The sequence below is a fragment of the Acidobacteriota bacterium genome, from assembly GCA_016716905.1.
Lineage (GTDB): Bacteria > Acidobacteriota > Vicinamibacteria > Vicinamibacterales > SCN-69-37 > SYFT01.
Map to the genome: position 1 here is coordinate 1038597 of JADJUS010000022.1, position 15099 is coordinate 1053695.

13 protein-coding genes are annotated in these 15099 nt (G+C 64.1%); 9 read left to right on the forward strand and 4 right to left on the reverse strand.

Annotation, left to right across the window (positions count from 1 at the left end; translation table 11 throughout):
* The first annotated feature begins 80 nt into the window (after positions 1–80).
* From IPL75_20585 to IPL75_20615, 7 genes are all read left to right on the forward strand, one after another.
* Positions 81–425 (forward strand): PadR family transcriptional regulator, encoded by a 345-nt coding sequence (locus tag IPL75_20585; GenBank protein ID MBK9242591.1) that lies wholly within the window; start codon positions 81–83, stop codon positions 423–425.
* A 445-nt stretch (positions 426–870) separates the two neighbouring features.
* On the forward strand, positions 871–3105 hold the full coding sequence (locus IPL75_20590; GenBank protein MBK9242592.1) for an ABC transporter permease: 2235 nt from the start codon (positions 871–873) through the stop codon (positions 3103–3105).
* 137 nt (positions 3106–3242) lie between these two features.
* Complete coding sequence (locus IPL75_20595; GenBank protein ID MBK9242593.1) at positions 3243–3554, forward strand: winged helix-turn-helix transcriptional regulator; 312 nt, start codon at positions 3243–3245, stop codon at positions 3552–3554.
* Positions 3488–4048: an SRPBCC family protein gene (locus tag IPL75_20600; GenBank protein MBK9242594.1), complete on the forward strand. Its 561-nt coding sequence runs from the start codon at positions 3488–3490 to the stop codon at positions 4046–4048. Before IPL75_20595 ends, IPL75_20600 begins: the two co-directional genes overlap by 67 nt.
* 87 nt (positions 4049–4135) lie before the next feature.
* Complete coding sequence (locus IPL75_20605) at positions 4136–4492, forward strand: helix-turn-helix transcriptional regulator (GenBank protein ID MBK9242595.1); 357 nt, start codon at positions 4136–4138, stop codon at positions 4490–4492.
* Positions 4489–7212: an ABC transporter permease gene (locus IPL75_20610; GenBank protein MBK9242596.1), complete on the forward strand. Its 2724-nt coding sequence runs from the start codon at positions 4489–4491 to the stop codon at positions 7210–7212. The genes IPL75_20605 and IPL75_20610 overlap by 4 nt, the downstream gene beginning before the upstream one ends.
* Before the next feature lie 63 nt (positions 7213–7275).
* On the forward strand, positions 7276–8181 hold the full coding sequence (locus IPL75_20615) for a pirin family protein (protein MBK9242597.1): 906 nt from the start codon (positions 7276–7278) through the stop codon (positions 8179–8181).
* A gap of 74 nt (positions 8182–8255) precedes the next feature.
* On the opposite strand, the gene IPL75_20620 is transcribed toward IPL75_20615, so the two are convergent.
* The gene (locus IPL75_20620) at positions 8256–8738 is read right to left on the reverse strand and encodes a DinB family protein (protein ID MBK9242598.1); all 483 of its coding nucleotides are present in this window, start codon (positions 8736–8738) and stop codon (positions 8256–8258) included.
* Between the two features lie 89 nt (positions 8739–8827).
* The gene (locus IPL75_20625; protein ID MBK9242599.1) at positions 8828–9511 is read right to left on the reverse strand and encodes a TVP38/TMEM64 family protein; all 684 of its coding nucleotides are present in this window, start codon (positions 9509–9511) and stop codon (positions 8828–8830) included.
* A gap of 38 nt (positions 9512–9549) precedes the next feature.
* On the opposite strand from IPL75_20625, the gene IPL75_20630 reads away from it, so the two are divergent.
* Both IPL75_20630 and IPL75_20635 read left to right on the forward strand, forming a co-directional pair.
* Complete coding sequence (locus IPL75_20630; protein ID MBK9242600.1) at positions 9550–11376, forward strand: ABC transporter permease; 1827 nt, start codon at positions 9550–9552, stop codon at positions 11374–11376.
* Positions 11376–12050: an FtsX-like permease family protein gene (locus IPL75_20635; protein ID MBK9242601.1), complete on the forward strand. Its 675-nt coding sequence runs from the start codon at positions 11376–11378 to the stop codon at positions 12048–12050. The genes IPL75_20630 and IPL75_20635 overlap by 1 nt, the downstream gene beginning before the upstream one ends.
* A 221-nt stretch (positions 12051–12271) precedes the next feature.
* Here IPL75_20635 and IPL75_20640 read toward each other — a convergent pair whose 3' ends face one another.
* Positions 12272–13639 (reverse strand): dipeptidase, encoded by a 1368-nt coding sequence (locus IPL75_20640; GenBank protein MBK9242602.1) that lies wholly within the window; start codon positions 13637–13639, stop codon positions 12272–12274.
* Positions 13639–15096, reverse strand: a complete 1458-nt coding sequence (locus IPL75_20645; GenBank protein ID MBK9242603.1) for a M20/M25/M40 family metallo-hydrolase — start codon at positions 15094–15096, stop codon at positions 13639–13641. The genes IPL75_20640 and IPL75_20645 overlap by 1 nt, the downstream gene beginning before the upstream one ends.
* Between the last annotated feature and the right edge of the window lie 3 nt (positions 15097–15099).

Here is a 15099-nt window from a genome sequence, read left to right on the forward strand (position 1 = left end):
TTCGGGCGAGATTGCGAAACGACCTCTGAGGTCGTTTTCTCATGTTGCTTTCCAACATGACGCTCGTGTAGTCTACCAACATGAGCGAACGAACGGACGTGTTGCAGGGCACCCTCGCGCTGATGGTGCTCAAGACGCTGCAGACCCTCGGCCCACAACATGGTTACGGCATTGCCCGCCGGATTGAACAGGTCAGCGGTGGGGCGCTGCAGCTCAACCAGGGCACGTTGTATCCGGCGTTGGTCAAGCTCGAACATCAGGGCTGGATCAAAACGCGCTGGGGCACCTCGGACAACAACCGCAAGGCCAAGTTTTACAGCCTGACGCCGCGCGGCGAACGCCAGTTGGCGGCCGAGACGACGAAGTGGTCGCTGGTGACGTCGGTGGTCGGCCGCTTCCTTGATGAACCCACGGGGGATGCGTGATGGAGAGTCTTCGAGGCTGGTGGATGCGCCTGCGCGAGTGGCGCCGGGCGGAGGCTGTGGACTCGGACGCGGCTGCCGAACTCCAGAGTCATCTGGAGTTCCTGATCGAAGACCATGTGCGCCGGGGCCTGCCGCCTGAAGCGGCGCGGCGAGCCGCGCTGGTCGAACTGGGTGGCATGGAACAGGCGCGTGCGCTGACTCGCGATGCCCGCGGATTCCGCGTGGTGGACGCGCTGACTTCGGATGTGCGCCTGGCCGTTCGGCACCTGCGCCGCACGCCGGGGTTTACCAGCGCGGCCATGGTGATCCTGGCGCTGGGCATTGGTGCAAACACGGCCATCTTCAGTGTGGTGGACGCCGTGATGCTGCGGCCCCTGCCCTACGCCGAGCCCGATCGCCTGGTGGCGGTGTGGGAAGTGATCTCGGAAGGGCTCTCTGCCCTGGCGTGGCTGCGGAGCCGGCGCCGCCAGAGCGCATCGCCGTGGCGCCGGCGAATCTGGCCGACTACGCCGCGCGGGTGCGGTCCCTCTCGTCAATGGCCGCGTACGCATCGGTCGGCCGGAACTTCACCGGCGGGGGCGTGGCGGAGCGGTTGTCAGGCGAAGAGGTCACGGCCAACTACTTCTCGACACTGGGTGTGGTGCCCGCGCTGGGCCGCGGGTTCACGGCGGACGAAACCACCGCGGGTCGGGAACGCGTGGTCATCATCAGCCACGCGTTGTGGCAGGCGCGGTTCGGCGGTGCGGCTGATGTCCTGGGAAAGACGATGCGGCTGGGGGAGACGCACGAAATTGTTGGTGTCATGCCGGCGGATTTTGTGGCGCTGAGCCAGCCGGGCGCGGCCGATCCCTTGTCGATATGGCTGCCCATGGTCTTTGAGCCCAGCTCCCTGTCCAACCGCAAGGAGCACATCGTGCAGGTGGTGGCCAGACTCGCCCCGTCCGCGTCGCCTGCGACGGCGGGGCAGGAGTTGGCGGCGGTATCTGAGGCAATGGCGCGCGATTTCCCTGATATGGGGAAGACCCGGGCGGCGCTTGCGCCCCTGCGCGCGGACCAGGTCAGTGATGTCAGAACGATGCTGATCGTGCTGCTGTCGGCCGTGGGTCTCGTGCTGCTGGTGGCGTGTGTCAACGTGGCGGGCCTGCTGCTGGTACGCGCGCTGGGCCGGCGGCGCGAAATGGCCGTCCGCTTCGCGCTGGGGGCCAGCCGCAATCGTGTGGTCATGGAGCAAGTGGTGCAAAGTCTGGTGCTTGCCGCCGCAGGCGGCGCAGCAGGCGTTCTCCTTGGCTGGGCCATTACGCGCGGCCTGGTGGCGATCGCGCCCGCCTCACTCCCCCACATCCAACACGCCGGACTCGACGGGCGCGTACTCGCGTTCACGGTGGTGACGGTCATCATCACCGGACTCGTCTTTGGCGCCTGGCCGGCTCTGCAAGCCGCACGGATCGATCCCGTTGAGGCCCTCAAGGACGGCGACCGCTCGGTGGCCGGAGCCTGGGTAGTCAGACGCCGGGGTGCATTGCTGGTGGCCGAGGTGGCGCTCTCCGCGGTCCTGCTGGTCGGCGCTCTCCTGATGATTCGCAGCATGATGGCGCTTGAGCGGGTGGACCTCGGATTCAGTTCGACGAACGTACTGGCCGCAACCGTGGCTCTTCCACCGAATCGGTACGGCACACCCGAAGCCCGGTTGAAATTCTTCGAATCACTGGAGGCCCGCCTTCGGCAGACGCCCGGTGTGACGGATGTGGCGTTTGGCAATCGATTGCCGCTGCGGGGCGACTGGGTCAGCGGTATGGTCTTCGAGGGTGACCCAACATTCCGGCAGGCGGGGTTTCAGGCGGTCAGCCCCGGCTACTTCAAGACGTTTGGCATCCCGCTGGTCCAGGGCCGCGCCCTGGCTGCCGACGACCGGTTGGGCAGCGCGGGCGTGGCTCTAGTCAATGAGGCGTTCTCGCGCACGCTTCTGGGTGGCGCAAGTCCGATCGGGCGTGTCATTCGCCGCGGACCTGGTATGCCCCCGATCACCGTGGTGGGCGTCGTCGGCGACGTCCGGCGGACGGGGCGGACCGACGAGACCGGAACCCGAGCGGCCGAGGTGGTCGCACAGGTATACCTCCCCGCGGCTCACACCGCGCTGTATCCGCTGCACCTGCGGGATATTGCCGTCAGGATTACGCCAGGAGCCGCGGGAGTGCCGGAGGCAATCAGGGCCGCGGTCACCGAACTCGATTCCGACCAGCCCGTGACCACCGTGCGCACACTCGATGACTCTCTGGCGATGGGCGCGGCGCAGAAGCGCTTTCAAACGTCGCTGTTTGGCCTCTTCGCCTTCGTCGCATTCGGCCTTGCCATCGTTGGTGTCTACGGCGTCATTGCGTACAGCGTCTCACAACGTTCGGCGGAAATCGCGCTGCGACTGACCCTTGGTGCGACCAAGCCGGGAATCGTCATCGACATCATGCGCCGCACCGCCGTGATGGTAGCCGCCGGCGTGTTCGCCGGCCTCGCGGTGGCGCTGCTCTCGTCCCGGATGCTGACCAGCCTGCTGTTTGAGATCACGCCGACCGATCCGGTGACGTATGTGGTCACTGCGGCCGGGTTGCTTGTCGCCGGAGTGGCCGCCGGCGGCCTGGCCGGCCTTCGCGCGACCAAGGTGAATCCGATCACGGCGCTGAAATAGGACCGAGCTGACGTCCGGACCAATTACTTAGGTATTGACATAAGTATTTCAGCCTGCGTATAGTTAGGTTTGTGCCTAACCGACACACGGCTGACCGAGAGACGCGTGGCTACCTGTCCCCGACGTCGCTCGATGCGATCTTCAGAGGGTTGGCCGATCCGACCAGGCGCGCCGTGCTTGAGCGGTTGAGCCGCGGCCCCACGCCCGTGACCGAGTTGGCGCAACCATTCGACATGGCCCTTCCTTCGTTCACGCAACACCTGAACATTCTGGAAGGCTGTGGCCTCGTGAAATCCACAAAAACCGGCCGCGTGCGCACCTACACCCTGGTGCCGGCCTCACTCTCGCGAGCCGATGCCTGGCTGAACCGACAGCAGGCGCGATGGACCAGTCGACTCGACCAACTGGACGCACTGTTACTACAGATGAAGGATCGCTCGAAATCATGATGCACCCGAATACGCTCAACCCCGCGCTCGACCTCGTACTGGAACGCACGATCGACGTACCACCCGCTCTGGTCTGGAAGGCGTGGACCACGCCCGAGTTGATGGTGCAGTGGTTCACGCCCGCGCCGTGGAAAACGGTCTCGTGCGAAGTAGATTTGCGGCCTGGCGGCATTTTTAAAACCGTCATGGAGTCGCCGGAGGGTCAGCGGATGGACCATGACCCTGGGTGCATTCTGGAAGTGGTGCACGAACGAAAGCTTGTGTGGACCAGCGCCCTTGGGCCAGGCTATCGCCCGTCGAAAACGCCGGAGAGCCCGCTGGCCTTCTTCTTCACGGCCATCATCAGCATTGAGGCTCACGGCACGGGCTCACGGTATACGGCCACCGTCATCCACACTGACGAGGCCGGTGCTGCCCGGCATCGCGAGATGGGTTTTCACGAGGGCTGGGGCAGCGCGCTCGATCAACTCGTAGCGCTCATGCACAAGGCCTGAGGCGCGCCGCCGGCAAGCGGCGCGCGGCAATGTCCGCTTCCGTCCAGTTGCAAATACGTTCTTGATGCACCTATTCTTGGTGCAGTCATGTCCTATCGATCGCCCGACGCGCTGCTGCCGCTGACTCCTGTTGCCTTCGAGATCCTGCTCGCGCTCGCCGACGAGCCGCTGCACGGTTACGCCATCCTGCAGGCCGTTGAGGCACGGCTCAGTGGACTGCTGCCGCTGCGCACCGGCACGTTGTATCGGTCGCTGGCGCGTCTTCTCGAGGACGAGCTGATTGAAGAGGCGGCGGCCAGAGATTCGACGGATGAGCGTCGCCGGTGTTACCGCATCACCACACATGGGCGCAAAGTCGCGGCGCTTGAGGCAGCCAGGCTTGAAGGCCAGGTCGTCGCGGCCAGAGCGCGCCGATTGCTGCCTTCCAGGAAGTTGCGTCCGTGAACCGTTTTGCCTCCCGGTGGCATCGCCTGGCGATACGAGCCTATCCGCGGGCGTTCCGCGACAGGCTTGGCGACGACCTGCAGGACACGTTCCTTCGCCGCGTAGCGGCTGCGCGAGCGCGCAATGTGCTGCGTGGCGCCTTCGCCCTCGCCACCGGCCTGCTGGACACGTGTGCATCCGGCCTGGCTGAGAGATCAGCCGATCGCCGCGAGCGGATCCACAACGCCACCCACTCTTCATCGCCACCTCGGAGCCTGCTTATGACATGGGAATCCATCGTTAGTGACGTGCAACTCGCGTTGCGACACATCCGCAAGTCACCGGTCTTCGCCGCGATGACGGTGGCGACATTGGCCGTTGGCATCGGCGCGAACAGCGCAATCTTTTCTGCGGTGTATGCCGCGCTCCTCAAGCCACTGCCTTACGCCGGCGCGGATCGGCTGGTAGCGCTCTGGAGCGATCAGACAAAGATTGGCGACAGCAACTACCCGATGTCGCCGGCCAACTACGATGCGTTCAAACGCGAGACCACCACGCTGTCGCAGGTGGAAGGGATGTATTCGTTCCTGGTCAACCTGCAGATTCCGAATGGGGACTCGTCTGAGACGATTCAGGTATCAACCGTCACACCGGGCATGTTCCGGATGCTCGGGCGACAGGCGTCGCTGGGCAGAGGACTGCAGGAGGGCGATGCACAATCCGTGGTGCTGAGCCACGCCTACTGGCTGCGTCGCTTCGGAGGCGACCGCTCAGTGGTTGGCCAGCCACTCCCGCGGGTTGGCGGAACGCCACTCACGATTGTCGGCGTCATGCCAGAGGATTTCATCTTTCCGTACCGGTCGATGCTTGGGCCAAGCGGGTTTTCACGCGCGCAATCGGCCGACGCGTGGCGGCTACTGACGCCGGCAACCGAAACGCGCATGGTGGACGCCACGGGCCAGCCGAACCGGACGATTCACTTCTTCTCGGTCATCGGCAGGCTGAAGGATGGCGAGCCGCTCGGCCGAGCCGTAGCGGAACTGAAGACGATCGCCGACCGTCGTGCGCAGGCGCTTCCGGAGTCGAACACCGGGTACGGCGTCACGGTGCGTCCGTTGCTCGATCAGACGGTGGGCAAGATCCGCCCAGCGCTGATCCTCTTGACCACTGGCGTCGGCGTGCTTCTGCTCTTGACCTGCATCAACATCGCGAACGTCCTGTTGGCGCGGGCCAGTGGACAACGACGGGATCAGGCCGTTCGAGCCGCACTCGGGGCATCCCGCACACGCTTGCTGCAGCAGGCCCTTGTGGAAAGCGTGGTGCTGTCGGTGCTGGGAGGCATGGCGGCAATGGGGGTGGTCGCGATTGGATCCTCCGCGCTGCTCGCGATCGCCCCGGCAGATCTGCCGAGGGTGACCGAGGCGCGGGTGTCGCTCCCGATTGCATTGTTCACACTCGGGCTTTCTGTTGTGGTGGGCCTCCTGACGGGATTGCTACCTGCGATTTCATCAGCGCGCGCTAAGCCAGAAGACGGCCTGCGTGACTCCAAGCGGAATACCGCCAGCGCCCGTCAGCGCCTGGTGCGCTCCTCGCTCGTCGTCGCCGAAGTCACGCTTGCGACGTTCCTGACGATCGGCGCCGGACTGCTGCTGCGCAGCTTCACGGCAGTGCTCAGCGTGGACCCGGGGTTCGCAACCGACCACGTGCTCACCTTCCAGGTCAGCGTGCCCGCACGCTACGCCGACGCTCGGGCCAGGATCGAGTTCTACGAGGAACTGCGAACCAAGCTGGCGGCCCTGCCTGGCGTGACAAGCATTGGAGGCTCCACGCGCATGCCACTGGGCAGCACCCAGGTTAGTACGCAGTTGAGTGTTGAGGGCCGGAGTGTTCGTCCGACCGATCTTCCTGAAGTACAGATGCGTCGTTCAGTCCACGACTTCTTCGGGACGATGCGAATTCCGGTGCTTGAAGGCCGCGTGTTTAGTGACGCGGATCGAACTGTCGGAGAACCGATAGCGGTTGTGAACGCCGCCCTCGCCGCGAAAGTCTTCCCGAATGAGTCACCGGTTGGGCGCAGGGTTCAGATGGGACCGAATCCGACGGCGGACGGCTGGCTGCGGATCATCGGCGTTGTGGGAAGTGTGAGGCACAGCAGCCTTGAGGAGACACCTCAGCCCGAGATCTACATCAGTCATTTGCAGGGCCCGCCGATCGGACCGTTCATGGCGATGCGCACAACAGGCGACCCCGCCCTGCTGGCCTCCGGCCTTCGGGCGACGCTGAAGGAGATGGGCATTGACCCGCCATCAAACGTCCGAACCATGGATGAACTTCGCAGCGAGTCGGTGGGCGAGCGACGATTCGTGCTCTGGCTCGTCGGTGCCTTCGGAGTGGTTGCGCTGATGCTCGCCGGCGTGGGGGTCTATGGCGTGATCTCGCTGGTGGTGGCGGAAAGGACGGGTGAAGTGGGCGTGCGGCTCGCGCTCGGCGCCACACCAGGACAGGTGTGGTCGATGCTGGTGGCGCAGGCCGCCACGCTGGGCGCGCTCGGTGTGGCAATCGGCGCCGGTGCCGCGTTTGTGCTGACGCCACTGGCAGCTGCGATGCTCTTTGGCGTCTCGCCTGCCGACCCGTTGACGTTTGTGGGCGTATCGGCGCTGCTGCTCGCCATCGCGATTGCCGCAGGTGCGCTGCCGGCGCGCCGGGCGATGCGCGTCGACCCTGCGACGGCGCTTCGCTGAGTCTGGGGTCCCGGGGTCCCGGGGTCCCGGAGGCGATTTAGAATGGGGACTAGAGGCCCCCCAATGTCGATTCGTCCCGTGTCACGTATCGTTTCCGCGCAGCCAACTCTGGAAGGTGCGGGCGTCAAGCTGCATCGCGGTTTTGGCTTCGGCACCACCTCGGAGTTTGATCCATTCCTGCTGTTCGACGATTTCAGGGGCGAGCGGCCCGCGGACTACCTCGCCGGCTTTCCGTGGCACCCACATCGCGGCATCGAGACCATCACGTACGTGTTGGCCGGCACGGTCCATCACGGCGATAGTCTCGGTAACGAAGGCGCACTAACCGCCGGCGATGTCCAGTGGATGACGTCGGGAAGCGGCATCATCCACCAGGAGATGCCCACCGGTGACGCGGACGGCCGCATGCACGGCTTCCAACTCTGGGCCAACCTGCCTGCTGCGCTTAAGATGACCGCGCCTCGGTATCAGGAAGTGCACGCGACAGACATCCCGGTCGTCGTGGATGACGATGGGACGCGGGTGAAGATTGTGTGCGGCGGGTTTTGGGGGAAACGAGGTCCGGTGGACGGTATCGCGGCCGATCCGGTGTATCTGGATGTCTCGGTGCCACCCGGTGTGCGTAAAACGCTGCCGGTGGAGACCACGCGACATGCGTTTGCATACGTCTTCGCCGGTGCGGGGTCATTTCGCGATGCGTCTGCGCCGCAGGGCGTGCTGACCGACACCACGGGGGAGATCGACGAAGCCCCGGTGCTGGACCTGACGGGCAATCGGTCATTGGTGCTGTTCGATCGCGGCGACGAAGTCACGGTGCAAGCGGGTCCGGAGGGCGTTCGCTTCCTGCTCGTCTCGGGCAAACCTCTGGGCGAACCCGTCGCTTGGCACGGCCCCATCGTCATGAACACGCAGGACGAGATTCGCCAGGCCCTCTCAGATTTGCGTCAGGGCACGTTTATTCGCACCTGAAAACGACCTCTGAGGTCGTTTCGTGTACACACACGGTTGGAAACGACCTCAGAGGTCGTTTTCGCTCGTCAGGCTCACGGCCGGAAGCGCAGCAGGTCTGTGGAAGGCGGCACGCCGCCGACCATGCGGATCTGGCTGGCCACCTGGCCGCGATGGTAGGTGGCGTGGTTCGCCACGTGCAGGAGCAGAAAACCCAGCTTCGCGCGATCGGCGTCGCCGTTGATCCGGGTGAATGAAATCTCGCGGTCCAGGTCGGCGTCGGCCAGGCCGAGGATGAATTCCTTGCGCGCGGCATGGATGCGCCGCCATTCCTCATGAATCTCGCTGACCGAACCGTTGGCCCAGGTCGGCCAGCCCTTTGGGCTCTCGCCCGTCCACCGGCAGAGCCAAATCCAGTCGGCGGCGGCCATGTGCGAGAGCGTCTCGCGAATCGACGGGAAACTGCCTCCGACCGCGCGAGTGGTTTGCTCGTGCGAAAGCGCCGCCGCAGCGTCGAAAATTTGCTCGTTGGCCGATTCGGTGTAGGCGAAGAGGAAGGCAATATCCGCAACCGTCATGCCAAGAACGTTACAGGAAAACGACCTCAGAGGTCGTTTCGGGTGCGAGAGTTTGCGAAACGACCTCTGAGGTCGTTTTGTGTACATCTTTATTTGCGGGTGAGCCAGACGACGAGGGCGGCGACGTACAACAGGCCGGCCGCCACCAGCACATACACGGCGCCGGGCAGGATTTCGAAGATCTGCTCGGCCAGGTACGCCTGGGCGTAACACAGGGGCGCCATCCCGATAAACGTCCCCAACGCCACCCGCCACACCGGCACCCCCACCGCCCCGGCCATATACGACACGATGTCTGACGACGTCAGTGGATTGACGCGCAGGAGGAGGACCACCCACAGGCCGCGCGCGCGAATCGCATCGCGGTACTGAGCGGCCTTCGTTCCCTCAACGCGCCTCGCCAGCGCGTCCTCGCCGAGCGCGCTACCGACCCCGCAAGCGATAGCTGCTCCCAGGGTGTTGCCGACGAGCGACAACGTGCCGCCCATCAGGCCGCCGAACAGGGCGCCGGCGGGCGCATACAGCAGCGTGCCAGGAATCGGCGCCACCAGCACCTCGAGCACCACCGCCGCCACATAAACCACCGGCGCAAGGCGCCCCCAGCGGTCCAGCGCGGCGCGTAATGCGTCCAGAGCCTGTCCGGAATCGCCCAAACCGCCAGCGGCGTCCATCAGGACGCGGACGGTGCCTCCGGACATGTAGGACCAAACCGCTATCGCCAGTACCACCGCGAAGGCGAGCAACGCCGTGACCTTGCGATTTCGGGCAGTCATTCACAACTCCGGTCAGTGCTTTCTCGTCTCATGGAGGAATGACCAGCCTCAGATTCGCCCTGCGCACCCTGTTCAAGGCCCCATTTGTCACGACCATTGCCGTGGTGTCGCTGGCTCTGGGGATTGGCGCGAACACCGCTATCTTCTCACTCTTCAATCAGATGCTCCTTCGGCCCCTGCCCGTGCAGTCGCCCGACAGCCTCGTGAACCTCTCGGCTCCTGGCCCGAAACCAGGCTCGCAATCGTGCAGTCAGGCGGGAGGGTGCGACGAGGTCTTCAGCTACGCGATGTTTCGCGACCTCGAGCGCGACACCAAGGTCTTCTCCGGCTTGGCCGCCCACCGGAGTTTCGGCACCAACCTCTCGTACGAGGGCCAGACCCTCAGTGGTGAGGGCATGCTCGTGTCCGGCAGCTACTTCCCCACGCTGGGTCTTGCACCCGCGCTGGGACGACTCCTCGGTCCCGGCGACGATCGCGCGGTTGGCGAATCGGCGGTCGTCGTCCTCAGTCACGCCTACTGGGTGGCGCGGTTTGGTGCCGATGAGTCGGTGCTCAACAGGACGATCATCGCCAACGGGCGCCCGCTGACCATTGTCGGCGTCGCGCCGAAGGGATTTTCAAGCACCACGCTGGGATCAAATCCCGAGATCTTCGTTCCCATCACGATGCGCTCTCACATGGAGAGCAGTTTCAAGGGCTTCGACAATCGGCGCAGCTACTGGGCCTACGTTTTTGGCCGTCTTGCGCCGGGAGTGAGTATCGACGCGGCCCAAACCGAGCTGTCCACGCGCTATCGCACGATCATCAACGAAGTTGAGGCGCCGCTGCAGACCGGCATGAGCGACGCCACGATGGAGCGATTCCGCAACAAGCCCATCATCTTGACCCAAGGCCAGCGCGGCCAGAGTAGCGTGCATGAGGAGGCCAGCACGCCACTCAACCTGCTCTTCGCCGTGACAGGCGTCGTCCTCCTGATCGCATGCGCCAACATCGCGAACCTCCTGCTCGCGCGATCGGCGGCCAGGGCAAACGAGATGGCGGTGCGGCTATCAATTGGCGCCAGCCGTCGTCGTCTGATCGGTCAACTCCTGCTCGAATCATGTCTGCTCGCCATCCTTGGAGGCCTCGGCGGCTTGCTCGTGGCTCGCTGGACCCTCGGCGCCATCGCCACCATCCTGCCGGCGGACGCAGCCGCGACTTTGGCGTTTCAACTCGACTGGCCGGTCATGGCGTTTGCCGCAGCGCTCTCCCTGGTTACTGGTGTCCTATTCGGTCTCTTCCCTGCCATTCACAGCACGCGCCCTGATCTGGCGAGCACCCTCAAAGGCACTGCCGGCCAGCCCTCGGGCGCGCGAGCGGCCGCACGCTTCCGCATGGGACTGGTCACCGTGCAAATGGCTCTCTCGATGGCCCTGCTCGCGTCAGCCGGCCTCTTCACCAAGAGCCTGTTCAACGTGAGCCGCGTTGACCTGGGTGTGAAGCTCGACACCCTTGTGACGTTTTCGGTGTCACCTGAGCTGAACGGATACCCGTCTGAAAAATCAAAAGCGATCTTCGAACGGATTGAGGAGGAACTGTCGGCGCTCCCCGGCGTGACAAGTGTCAGCGCCTCGATGGTGCCGCTGCTGGCCGGAAGCAACTGGGGCACGAGCGTAAACGTGCAGGGTTTCAAGAATGGTCCCGACATCGACAACCACTCCAACTACAACGAAGTGGGGCCCGATTACTTCAGCACGCTGGGCGTCCCACTGATCGGCGGGCGCGAATTCACCGCCTCCGATCGACTCGGTGGCCCCAAGGTGGCCGTTGTCAACCAGGCCTTCGCGAAAAGTTCGGCATCGAAGGCAAAGCCGTCGGCACACTGATGAAGCAGGGTGGTGACGGCCCGCTCGACATCGAGATCGTCGGGCTGGTGCAGAATGCGAAATACAGCGAGGTGAAGGACGCCGTGCCGGCGCTGTTCTTCACACCCTATCGACAGGACGAACGCATCGGCTCCATGTCGTTTTATATCCGCACAGCGATTGAACCGAGCCAGTTCCTCAAGTCCGTGAATACGATCGTCTCAAGAGTGGACCCCAACCTCCCCGTGGAGGAGCTCAAGACGATGCCGCAGCAAGTGCAGGAGAATGTGTTTCTCGATCGGCTGATCAGCACGATGTCGGCGGCGTTCGCGACTCTCGCAACGCTCCTGGCGGCCATCGGCCTCTACGGTGTCCTGGCGTTCACCGTGTCGCAGCGCACGCGCGAGTTCGGTCTCCGGATGGCGCTGGGAGCGCAGGGTTCGAACGTCAAAGGGCTCGTGCTTAAACAGGTCGCCATCCTTGCTCTGGTGGGAGGCACGATTGGGCTCGCGATGGCCTGGGCCATCGGCGGCATTGCTGAATCCGAAGAACAACTCTTCGGTATGAAGGGCCACGACCCGGTGGTCTTCACCGCCGCGTTCGTGGTGCTCAGCCTTGTTGCGCTCGGCGCGGGGTATATCCCAGCGCGACGCGCTTCACGGGTAGACCCCATGCGTGCGCTACGCTGGGAATAAGGGCGCTTCGCCTGTAATGGCGAAATGTCACAAATGTCCGAAATGGCGAACTGCGGACAGACCATTGCAGGGAAGAATGTTCGAATGTCCTTGGTAGTCAGTGGTTGAATCTGCTGCTCCAAGGTCATTCGCTCATTGCGCGCCTTGGACATTCGGCCATTCCCGGCAATTGGTTTGTCCGACATTTCGCCATTTCGGACATTTGTGACATTTCGCCATTGCTAACGTCTGGCGATCTCCTGATACAAGATCGCCGCCGACACTATGCCCCCGTGGAAATTTGCGAGGTCGAGTTTCTCGTTCGGCGCGTGGGCGTTTTCGTCTGGCAGGCCGACGCCGAAGAGCACTGAGGGAATGCCCAGCTCTTCCTGGAACGTCGAGACCACCGGAATTGATCCACCTTCGCGGCAGAACACCGGTGCCTTGCCGAAGCCCTGTTCGATCGCACGGCCTGCCGCGCGCACGTAGATGTTGTCGAAGTCCGCCATCCACGGCTTGCCGCCGTGCATGCGGGTGACCTTCAGCTCCACAGTCTTCGGCGCGACCTTGCGCACGTACTCCTCAAACAGCGCGGCGATCTTGTCGGGATGCTGGTCGGGCACAAGCCGCATGCTGACCTTGGCCATGGCCGTGGCCGGCAACACGGTCTTTGCGCCTTCTCCGGTAAAGCCGCTGAGCAGTCCATTCACTTCGAAGGTCGGACGGCCCCAACGGCGCTCCAAGGTCGTGTAACCCGACTCGCCAAACAACTTCGGCGCACCCAGTTCCTTGCGGTATCGGTTGTCGTTCCACGGCAACTTGCGCCACTCTGCGCGCTCAGCCTCCGTCAACTCGCGGACGTCGTCATAAAACCCGGGGATCTTGATGCGGCCACCCTTGTCGCGCATCTGCGCCAGCATCTGGGCCAGCACCATCGCGGGATTGGCCACGGACCCGCCAAACACGCCCGAATGCAGGTCGCTATTCGAACCACGCAGATCGATCTGGAAGTACGTGAGTCCGCGCAGGCCGTAGCAGATCGATGGAATGCCCCGCTCAAACATCGCGGAGTCGGAAATGACCACCACGTCGGCGCCCAGCAGCGCTTTGTTTGCGCGAATGAAGTCGTCCAGGTTGTTGGACCCGACTTCTTCTTCGCCTTCGATGATCACCTTCAGGTTCACCGGCAGGCGGCCGTTCTGTTTCATGTGCGCTTCAATCGCCTTGAAGTGCATGAACACCTGGCCCTTGTCGTCGGCCGCGCCGCGCGCGTAGATTTCGCCATCACGCACGGTGGCCTCAAAGGGCGGCGATTCCCACAGGTCGAGTGGGTCCACCGGCTGCACGTCGTAGTGGCCATAGAACAGAATGGTCGGCGCGCCCTCAGCATGCAGCCAGTCGCCGCACACCACCGGGTTGCCTGGGGTCTCCACGAGCCGCACGTTCTCGAGGCCGACGCGAGTCATCTCGGCGCCCGTCCATTCGGCACAGCGCTTCATGTCCGCCTGATGTTCGGGCAGCGCGCTGATCGAAGGGATGGCCAGGTAGTCTTTGAGTTCGCGGACGTATCGGTCGCGGTTGGTGTTGATGAAATCGATGACGTTGATCATTAGCGTGGCCGACCTTCGGGTGCCCAGACGGGCGTGAATGTGGAATTGGCGAGCCAGCGAACCGGCTCGAGCATCGATCGTACCGCATCAAGCATGTGAACGAAATCCACTTTGCTGACTTCGTCACCCGCCTGGTGATAGTCGGTGTGCAGGTTGAAGCTCGACACGGTGTGCGAAATCACTCCCTTGCGTGCGAACTTGATGTTGTCCGATCGTGTGAAGAAGCTCTGGTCCGGGCGCGGGTCCTGCACCAGACGCGCGCCCTGTTTCGCCAGCTCGGGCCCCAGGTTGGAGCGCTCATAACCAGTGAGCCACAGACTGCGTGCCGGCACCATCGGGTCAGGACGCGCCAGCATCTCGAACTGTAGTTGCGCCACCATCTTCTCGATCGGCACCACCGGCAACTCGACGAAGTACGAAGACCCCGACACCGCGCCGCCGCCCTCTTCGCTTCCGAACAGCGCAAACACCAGCGTCCTCTTGGGCCGCGGGCCCGCCGCCAGCGCCTGCGCCAGCGCCATCACCGCCACTGTGCCCGAGGCATCGTCATCAGCGCCGTTATAGATCTTGTCGGGTCCGGGCGCGTTCTCGCGCATGCCGATATGGTCCAGATGCGCTCCGAGAACGACGAATTGTTCGCGGGCGGTTGGGTCGCTGCCGGTCAGCCGGCCGACGGTGTTCCATGTGAAGGCCTTGGTTGCGCTCAGTTCGGCCTGAAGAGAAATCGCCGTGCCCTCAGCGAGCGCGGCAACCGCGTTGTAGGCGTCGCGATTGAGCGCCACGCGAGCGGTGCGCACAAGGCCGCCAGCCGGCGGCGTCACTTTGGCAAAGCGGGACCCGGCGCTGACCGGACGCGCGGCCGCAGTCGTCCACTGCTCGGGCGTCTGGGTCGCAAGTGTGATGACCAGAGCTGCGCCGACGGTGGGCTGTGGTGCACCGCCACGACCGCGACTGCCTGCTGCGGGCGGGCCTGCCGGCGCCTCGGGCATCAGGACGACAGAACCAGCGGGCACCGATGTGGCACCAAGAGCAAGCTTCACCAGAGGACCGCTGACCTTGGCGCCTGTCAGCGCAGTCACGAGCATTTCCTTCCCGTGCGTGAACTGGCTCGTGCCCGCTGAAAGCACGGCCGGCGCCGACATCTGCTCGCGCAGGATCTCGGCCGCCTGCACGTAGCCGCCGTTATCACCCATCGGCTCGAGGTTCCACAACTGGAACTGCGAGGCGATGTACGTGGCGGCGATCCACTCATCGCGGCTGTTGCTGGCCCGGCCGTTCATCGCGTCACTGGCGAGGAATTCCAGGTGCGCCCGAAGGCTGCGCTCGGTGATGGAGTCGGCAGACCCGGGGCGAGGCGTCTGCGCCTCAACGTCCGGCCGCGCTGTGGCCGCATAGGCGGCAGCGAGGCCAACACACGTCAGAGATATGAGAAGGGTACGGGATCGATGTGCACTCATGCA